7 protein-coding genes are annotated in these 7,474 nt (G+C 45.0%); 4 read left to right on the forward strand and 3 right to left on the reverse strand.

The features are described 5' to 3' along the window. Positions 1–826: 826 nt before the first annotated feature. Genes PsWM33_RS08875 through PsWM33_RS08885 form a run of 3 tightly spaced genes read right to left on the reverse strand, consistent with a single transcriptional unit; the run spans position 827 to position 2,726 of the window. On the reverse strand, positions 827–1,594 hold the full coding sequence (locus tag PsWM33_RS08875) for a creatininase family protein (protein WP_063299969.1): 768 nt from the start codon (positions 1,592–1,594) through the stop codon (positions 827–829). A gap of 45 nt (positions 1,595–1,639) precedes the next feature. After that, on the reverse strand, positions 1,640–2,029 hold the full coding sequence (locus PsWM33_RS08880; protein WP_063299970.1) for a RidA family protein: 390 nt from the start codon (positions 2,027–2,029) through the stop codon (positions 1,640–1,642). Between the two features lie 16 nt (positions 2,030–2,045). Further along, on the reverse strand, positions 2,046–2,726 hold the full coding sequence (locus PsWM33_RS08885) for a FadR/GntR family transcriptional regulator (protein WP_063297594.1): 681 nt from the start codon (positions 2,724–2,726) through the stop codon (positions 2,046–2,048). A gap of 303 nt (positions 2,727–3,029) precedes the next feature. On the opposite strand from PsWM33_RS08885, the gene PsWM33_RS08890 reads away from it, so the two are divergent. The 4 genes from PsWM33_RS08890 to PsWM33_RS08905 all read left to right on the forward strand — a co-directional run bounded on the left by PsWM33_RS08890 (position 3,030) and on the right by PsWM33_RS08905 (position 7,123). After that, positions 3,030–3,563 carry a TRAP transporter small permease gene (locus PsWM33_RS08890; RefSeq protein WP_063297593.1) on the forward strand — a complete coding sequence of 178 codons (534 nt, stop codon included), beginning with the start codon at positions 3,030–3,032 and terminating at the stop codon, positions 3,561–3,563. Beyond that, on the forward strand, positions 3,560–4,849 hold the full coding sequence (locus PsWM33_RS08895) for a TRAP transporter large permease (protein WP_063297592.1): 1,290 nt from the start codon (positions 3,560–3,562) through the stop codon (positions 4,847–4,849). Before PsWM33_RS08890 ends, PsWM33_RS08895 begins: the two co-directional genes overlap by 4 nt. Positions 4,850–4,879: 30 nt before the next feature. After that, complete coding sequence (locus PsWM33_RS08900) at positions 4,880–5,914, forward strand: DctP family TRAP transporter solute-binding subunit (RefSeq protein WP_063299971.1); 1,035 nt, start codon at positions 4,880–4,882, stop codon at positions 5,912–5,914. Positions 5,915–5,983: 69 nt separating this feature from the next. Continuing rightward, entirely contained in the window at positions 5,984–7,123 is a 1,140-nt protein-coding gene (locus PsWM33_RS08905) for a mandelate racemase/muconate lactonizing enzyme family protein (protein WP_063299972.1), read from the forward strand. The last annotated feature ends 351 nt before the right edge of the window (positions 7,124–7,474 follow it).

Here is a 7,474-nt window from a genome sequence, read left to right on the forward strand (position 1 = left end):
CAAATAAATGAACCCCATTTGATGAGAATGGGCCACAGCCTCAGACACCAGTCTGCAGCTGCGTACCAATACAACAGCAACTTGTATGCCAAAGTGAGGGGAATAGTCGCAAAAACTTGCAATTCACCCTTATTCATTGAAATTACAAAGGAAATATTTTCAAAATACGTCTAAATTCAACAACATTGCGGAGTTGTAAATAAAATCCGCAACGTAAACTCATGCAAAAAATGGCTCAAAACTTATTGACCTACTTATACTCAAGCTAAGTAACTGATAAACATAATAAACAGCAGGCCGTTTTTGGCCCAACTTGAGCCAAAATAGGTCAGCCTTTGAAATATATAGGAAAATTCGAACAAGAGTTCAAAGACAAGGCACTGGATTGAGCGCTTCTAAGCCCCATATGGCCATCCCAACAGCTTCTTCTAGAAATGGCAGCTAGGCTGCAATTATCCGTGTTGTTATGTTTTCAAACTCTAGGCAACAAAAAACCCGCTAAGCTTTTGGCTTAACGGGTTTAATATTTGGTTGCGGAGGTAGGATTTGAATCCTACGACCTTCAGGTTATGGGGCTCTAATGAAGAAAATATAACTATCATTTTTTTCATTAGGTTAGCTGCCAATTCATTAAAATAACGACCCAGCATACACTAACTTCGCCGATATTACACAACACCAAACGATGTACCGCACAGGTCAAAACGAATACAGCTGTTGACGCGTAGGACGAAGTGTCGCTGAAATCAGAGACATAAATTTCTATTAAAAAAGAAGACTGAGTAATCGTCGAAAACACATATACTCGGGTAGCATCGTTCGCAATTCACAGTAAATTCTTCATATCTTTCACAATTTCTGAAAGGTTATCTATGACAACATCAGTGATTAACTGTCCTTTTTCTACACTCGCTGTTGTTGGATTTCCCACAATGCCACTCCCACCTGAGATCCGTTTCATCGACCTTATATAGTCTACCGAATTCCCGCCTGCCAAGCCTGCGTCATAACGCTCTCCAGCCTCGACAAACTGCAACCCATGCGGCATGCGATCTAGCTTTACTTTTTGTGGCTGAGCCAAGAGCATTACAGAGGTTTCAAATTCGCATGCATGACCTGTTCCAAGCTTCCCTGTGTCCGAAATTGCAGCCAATTGTTCGGAGGCAGCGCGCCACCAAGCTGTAAACAAAATACGGGCATTCTTCCCGCATCGTGCTCCCAGTTTTTCTGCAATTACTTTTCCAATTGCATTATTACCGCCGTGTGAGTTGAGAATAAGGATGTTTTTGAAACCGTGATGAAGAACCGATTCAAGAATACCGAGTACATAATTCATGAAAGATTCGTGAGTAACAGTAAGGGATCCAGCAAAATCCATATGATGCTCAGAACAGCCAACTTTGACAGACGGCAGAGTTAGTACTGTATCGCCCAGACATTTATTGAGTTCACCTAAAAAGAATTCACCAATATCTGCATCTACTGATAACGGCAAATGAGGACCATGTTGTTCAATTGCTGCAACATTCAAAACAACCGGCGTTTCACGGTCAATCTTGCCCAGATTTTCAGTGGTCAGATCTTCCCAAATCACGGCATTCTCCCAAATAAATCAATTCAGCATACAAACCACAAAGGTCTAGTTATGCACCGCCCACATCTCAATTTCGACTTTGAATGTAGAGAGTAATCCTGCTTGAACAGCGGTCCTCACAGGTCGCGGCTCTGGCATATACTCTTGGTAAACGACGTTAAATCGCTCCCACTCTTCCAAGTCAGTCAAGAATACATTGACTTTGAAGACATCGCCCAGATCACAGTCGACTGTTTGAAGTTGCTTCAGGCAATTGTCGAGTGTGACGCGTGTTTGTTCTTCAATCGTTTCACCAATCACGTTGCCTTCATCATCAAGAGGCGCCTGACCTGAAATCAGAGCAATTTTGTCTGCCTTGACGATTAAGACCGGTGAGTATGGGCCAGCTGTTACATGTTGGCTTGCCTTTGAGGGAAGATGCTTTCCGATTTCCATGTGAATTTACCTCCACTTATGTGTTTACGCTCAGTATCATTTTGTCGAGAAACTCACGGCTTGCAGCCTCAGCTTTCTCCGGGTCATTTTGTTCTACAGGCTCAGCAATGGTCTCTAAAGAACGAACCATATTATTTCTGATGACCAAACTTACGCGAGTCTTGGGCCGCTCACCGCCAAAGCGAACGTCCTCACGTGCCTTGATGATTAAATCGAAAATATGTAGGAGAAAGCCGTTTTCAGTGACCTCATAAAGAAGACGAAAGAACTGATAAACACCTTCTTTGTAGTCGAGCCAATCTTCAGGACTAGAAACACGCTTTAAACGGTTACGCAGCTCCTGCTTATGTTCTGAGGTGGCATAACGTGCTGCAGTGGCAATGACCCAGGGTTCAAATGCAGCTCTGGCTTCAACGTGTTCTGCCAAGTTACCCTTAGTAATATCCACACCATGATCAAACGTTTCGACAGCGCTATCAAGGTGATCAGAAACAAATGTACCGCTACCAATCTTTCGAAAGATCAAACCTTTCTCTTCAAGGTTCTGCAGCACACGTTGTACCGCTCCTCGACTAACAGCAAACTGATCTGCAAATGCACGCTCGGTCGGCAGGCGTTGCCCTGGATTAAGGTCGCCATTTCTCAACGCATTCAGCAAGTGAGTATGAAGATCTATCGAGTGTGCGTCCTGTTTCATAACTCTCGTATTTCCCCAAATAAACAAAACTTTATGAGGTCCTAATATACCCGACTCTCTTTAGCTGCACCATTTTGATCGCAATGGATTGAATAATCAACCAAAATAGAACCAATTCGATCCAATATTCGATATATCACCGCAAATTTGTGGAGTAAAGGCGACGTAATACGCAATTCATTTTCATTGACTTATAGATATTTCAGTCCAATATAGACCCAATAAGGTCCAATTATGATGCGAATCTGGCTCGTGATTGGTCCAACAGAGACGTTATGCGCGTTTCATTGGTGGGAGATTTATATGCGCAGCTTTTGTGGGCAAGCCTCTCGGATTATCGACACTGTACTGAACAAGATTATAATTGCGATGTTCGCCGTTTTACTCTTCGACGTATGGTTCGCAGTCCTGGATCGTTACATCTTCAAATGGCAGGTCATCTGGGTGGAAGAAGCGGCGCGCTACCTAATGGTGTGGACCATGCTATTAGCGATTGCGACGGCTATGTACCGAAGACAACATGTCTTCATCTCATTTATCTACGAAAAAGTACCAGAAAAGCAGCGCTTGCTGCTTGCTGCATTCATTGATCTTGTGAGCATCGCCGTCTTTTTTAGTATTGCTCTTCTATCTATCAGTTTCGCTTTTAAGGCCCTCGGTACACGTACCTCAATTTTTGGAATGCCTCTGACTGTTCCTCATGCTGCGGTCGGTGTGTCCTTCTTCCTCACCGCAGTTCAGCTTTCTCTCGTGTTTATCCGTGATTTCGGCAAACTTCCCGTTCAAATATTGGAAGTGGATGTTTCCAACGGAGCAAATCAGGAGGCAGACCAGTGATCGTTGCACTATTATTTGTTGTTAGCTTGCTGATTGGGTTGCCAATTGGGGTCGCAATTGGGGTTGCTACTTTTGCCGGTTATATCGCTCTTGGTGGTGGGATCGTTGATAATAACTTCCTCGTCATGATCCCAAGTAAAATTTTCTCGGCCTTAAACAGTTTTGCTTTTTTGGCCATGCCATTCTTCATTTTGGCCGGCGAAATCATGAATAAAACCGGTATTACAGATCGAATTCTCCTGTTTGCCAAGGCGCTTGTCGGCCATTGGCGTGGAGGTTTGGCGCATACAAATATGCTCGCCTCATTGTTGTTTGCTGGTGTCTCGGGATCCGCTACAGCAGATGCGGCTGCATTTGGCAGAACTCTTGTTCCTGCTATGGTACGCAACGGTTATACTCGGTCCTATGCCTGTGCAATTACAGCAGCTGGCTCTATCGTAGGGCCAACTGTCCCACCCTCTAGTTTAATGGTGCTTTACGGTTCCATTATGGGGGTTTCTATTGCGGGCTTGTTTGCCTCAGGGATCCTTCCTGGTGCTGTTATTACGCTGCTGTGCATGGCAATGATAACTCTCACAGCCAGAGCCAAAAATCTTCCTCGCGAAGATATCCTCCTTAGTCGGCGCATTGTTTGGGCTGCTTTCAAAAAAGCGTTTCTGGCTCTCCTAATGCCCGGTATCATTCTTGGAGGCATTTTGGGCGGTATTGTTACGCCCACAGAAGCTGCCGCTATCGCTGTTGGCTACGCTCTTTTCATCGGCATGTTCGTTTACAAAAATCTAAAGCTTTCAGACCTACCCGAGATTTTGGCGAGAACTGCTCGCATCAACGGCGTTGTATTTCTTATCGTAGCGATTGCATCAGCGCTTGGCTGGTGGCTTGGGTTTGAGCGCATTCCACAGAATCTCTCCAAAGGTTTGCTTGTCCTCAGCGACAATAAAGACCTCATTTTGTTGATGTTGATTGGCATCCTGCTTGCCTTCGGCATGGTCATGGATATTGCCGCCGTGCTTATCATCATGGGTCCTGTCCTTTTGCCAATAATGGCTCAAATTGGTCTAGATCCCATTCATGCCGGTATTATCGTCGTCCTTGCTCTGAATATTTCTCTTATGACCCCACCAATTGGCGCGTGCCTCTTTGTACTTTCGTCTGTAACCGGCGAGAGGATTGGTGGGATCATGAAAGATCTCTGGCCCTTCCTTCTTTTGGAAGTAGCCATACTACTGGGTTTTGCATTCTTGCCGGATGTAGCCCTCTTCATTCCGAGACTGCTCGGCTTCTAAAATCTCTGGACATAATTGGGAGTTAATACCATGAGATCTTTAAAAACGTTGCTTGCTACCGTTTGCATGACCGCTCTTTTGGGAGGAGCTGCGCACGCTGAACTGATGCGTATCGGCCATGATGCACCTCCGGAAGCAAAAGGAAATGTGACACACGCCTATTCCGCTGTATTAGGTGCATCTGTTGAAGCTGCCACCAATGGTGATATTGATGTAGAAATTTATCCAAACAACCAATTAGGCAGCAGTGAAGAGCGACTACAACAGGTTCGAGACGGAATCATTCAGGGCACGATCGCATCTCTTGGTTCATTGACACCTGTGTACCCTGACCTAGATATTTTGAACTTACCGTTCGCTTTCGACAATATGGCTTCCGTCTACAAAGTATATGGAGGTGAGTTTGGTACAAAGCTGGCCAAAGCTATTGAGGCAAAGCTTGGGGATGTTGTGGTTTTGGGCATTGCCGATCCAGGCGGCTTCTTTGCACTAACCAATTCAAAGAAGCCAGTTAAAACGCTGGAAGACTTCAAAGGCATGCGCATTCGGACGATGACGGTGCCGGCACATCAGCGTCTTATTCAAGCTTTGGGCGCAGAAGCCTATCCGCTGGCTTGGAGCGAAGTTTACACTGGTCTTCAGACAGGTGTAATTGATGGACAAATGAATCCAGTCCCAACCGTATACCGCACAAAGCTCTACGAAGTGCAGACAGCGACAAGCCTGATTAAGCATCTCTATAACCCGTTGTTCTTCCTTGTTAATAAACAGTTCTTTGAAGGTCTGTCAGCAGAACAACAGGACATCCTGCGTGCTTCCAGCATGGAAGCTGTTGTTGCAACGCGTGGATTGGGTCGTATTTCTGAAGCCGAAGACACCATTGATCTCAAGGAAAAAATGGTCGTAAACACCCCATCCAAGGATGAGCTCGCCAGAATGCGCGAAGTTGCAGTGAGCGAGATGGACAAGTATTTTGATGAAACTCTGACAGACAGCGGAAAAACTCTACTGACAGAATTTAAAGCTGCAATCAATAAAGCAAATGCCTCTGTTTATCTGAAGTAGACATCAAAAAGATTTCATGGTCGGAGGTTTATCTCCGACCATTTTCTCCTGTCACTATCGGTAGCCCCAATGACAAAGCATACAATCGAGAAATTTGAATTCACTGAAGTCATCGTTCGTGCAAATCCAGGCGTTATCAACTCTGCCACACTGAACAAGCCATTGCATATGCTTCCCGTGGGAGCAAAAGGAACATGGTCAACTCAGTTTGATGAGCTACCAAAGCTCATTGTACGCATGACACTATCTGACGGCACGGTTGGCTGTGGCGAATTTATGAGAGATCACAATACCAAGCTGGTAAAGGATATCGCAGATAGCCTTTTAGGCGTTGCCATCGAAGACCTCAGTCTCCAGCAACTACCTATATTGCTCTCACGAGAATATGACGGATTTGAATGCGCGATTTGGGATGTTGCTGCAAAGCTACAAGGCCTCCCCCTCCACAAACTGCTTGGAGGAGCGCTTCAAGAAAAGGTCAAAGTTACTGCTTGGTCCAGCCACAGAACTTTGGATGAAGTTGGCCCATGGGTAAGGCAATATCAGGACCTAGGATTTGAAACGATCAAGTTCAAAGCAGATCTCGAAGATGATGTCGTTGGCATGTGTGAAAAAATTGCGGTACATGCTCCCAAGATGAAGGTGATTTTTGATCCCAATCAGAGATTCGAAAACCTGGGAGAAACAAAGAAAATAGTGCGTGGCCTTGAGAAGGTTGGGAACGTTATGATTTTAGAAGATCCAATGCCGATTTGGATGCTTCAGGACTACAAAGCCCTTCGCGAGTTTACAGACATCCGCATTATCAGACATATCTCATTGCCTTACATCTGGCAGGGACAACGTCAGCACGACATTATTAATGCCTTGACTCATCAAGCAGTTGATGGATTTAACTTTAATGGTGGTCTCTCAGCCTTCCATCGACTAGCGCAGGTTGCTCATTGCGCAAACTTCTACTTCTGGCATGGTTCTGAAGTGGATTTGGGAATTCTAGAAGCCATGTATGTGCATCAGGCCGCAGCTACTCAAAACTGCATTTGGCCAAGTGACATATTCGGACGCCATATACGCTCTCACGATCTCCTTAAAACACCATTGAAGTTTGAACCTCCTTTCGTTCATATTCCTCAAGGACCCGGATTGGGAATTGAGCTTGATGAAGACGCGATTAGCCAGTTCAAGACAACTGAGTTTGTTGTAGGCTAGATCAACCGCAAAACAACAACGCCGGTAGATTTTGCATCGGCGTTGCATTCTTCAAAACCATTGCTCTTTTCATACAAAGCTCTCAAGCCCATCACAAGGCACGAGGATAGAGCCTTTCAATAAGCGACTTAAGTACAGATTACCGAATGGAAACGAGCTTTTGATTGCTAATGTAATCTCAGCAAACATTTATTATTTGAACTTTCTGTTCCTCTTTTGATGTTCCTCCAACACCTGTCAACGCCTATGCGCCTAGAGAGGGCTACCTCTAGGCTTTCCCCTGTATGCTCGCACTTTAAACACCACAAGACAGAGGTGGTTCCGTTTATTTGGACAGGTGAGCGTCTTTTA

Origin of the sequence: Pseudovibrio sp. WM33, from assembly GCF_001623165.1 — a bacterium.
Classification (GTDB): domain Bacteria; phylum Pseudomonadota; class Alphaproteobacteria; order Rhizobiales; family Stappiaceae; genus Pseudovibrio.

What these genes read in the sequence shown, in the direction of transcription:
- PsWM33_RS08880 (WP_063299970.1), bottom strand. Translation starts at nt 2,029, where the DNA reads ATGGAAATCGGAAAGCATCTTCCCTCAAAGGCAAGCCAACATGTAACA.
- PsWM33_RS08885 (WP_063297594.1), bottom strand. Translation starts at nt 2,726, where the DNA reads ATGAAACAGGACGCACACTCGATAGATCTTCATACTCACTTGCTGAAT.
- PsWM33_RS08890 (WP_063297593.1), top strand. Translation starts at nt 3,030, where the DNA reads ATGCGCAGCTTTTGTGGGCAAGCCTCTCGGATTATCGACACTGTACTG.
- PsWM33_RS08900 (WP_063299971.1), top strand. Translation starts at nt 4,880, where the DNA reads ATGAGATCTTTAAAAACGTTGCTTGCTACCGTTTGCATGACCGCTCTT.
- PsWM33_RS08905 (WP_063299972.1), top strand. Translation starts at nt 5,984, where the DNA reads ATGACAAAGCATACAATCGAGAAATTTGAATTCACTGAAGTCATCGTT.